The following is an 897-nucleotide window of genomic DNA, read 5'->3' on the forward strand; positions in this document are numbered from 1 at the left end:
AAACGTTCTGTATTGACATATTCAGCATAGTATTCGCCTGACCACTCACCATCTGGTGCGGTGACTTCAAGATTCCATGGATACTTGGTCTGCAACATTTTGTACCAGTCTGCACTGACTTTAAAACTGCCCTCCATCCAGCGCTTATACAGCTCGGCATTTCGTCGTTTAAAGCCTTCAAAAGCTGTTTTAACATCACGTGTTCGAATATCATTGGCTCTTAAATATTCCATATCTGACGTCCGCGTTAAACCAACTACTGCTGCATAGTCACCCTCAATTTTCTTGGCTTGCCATGAACCAATTTCTTCTCGAATCCCTGGTCCCACTGCAAATAAAATAATCCAGCCTTTGGGCGCAAAACCAATATCAAAGGTATCATATACTTTAGGTGGGCTATCCTCTTGCTCATCCCCCATACCTTTATATATTGTGGTAAATAAGCGTTGAATCTTGTCTTTTGGTAAGGGTTGGATCAGTTGATAAAACTGGTTATCAATACTGTCAAAAAAAGTCAAATGTAATACTTCAGGTAAGGGCTGTTTAAAGGAGTTTCCACCCAATGGCGTCCCCCCAACTCCCCATCGACCACTAGAACCATCCAGCGTTCTTAACCATGTCCCATCGGCCAAATAAAACGCAGTGCGCATATTTTCATCTACAGGAGATTTTACAATATGTGAATTAATATAAACTTCGTGTCGTGAATCTTTATGACTCGTTAAATACGCAGAAGAAGTACTTACCCCCCATTCTATTTCTAATGGTTTATTCATATCATACACTCGATAAACATAGGCTGCACTCAACAGCAATACAGCCAATATCAAGCCTAGCAATAGATAAGATTTCTTTATTTTTGACATCTTATATTTTTCTATAAAGACAATAATCTTA

Annotated in this window: 1 protein-coding gene; it reads right to left on the reverse strand. The window is 39.4% G+C overall.

The genetic code is table 11. The features are described 5' to 3' along the window. The coding region (locus OSH00_RS20440) for a DUF2931 family protein (RefSeq protein WP_266131950.1) at nt 1-866 on the reverse strand (866 nt) is incomplete at its 3' end. Between the last annotated feature and the right edge of the window lie 31 nt (nt 867-897).

Origin of the sequence: Acinetobacter nematophilus (genome assembly GCF_026344175.1) — a bacterium.
GTDB lineage: Bacteria > Pseudomonadota > Gammaproteobacteria > Pseudomonadales > Moraxellaceae > Acinetobacter > Acinetobacter nematophilus.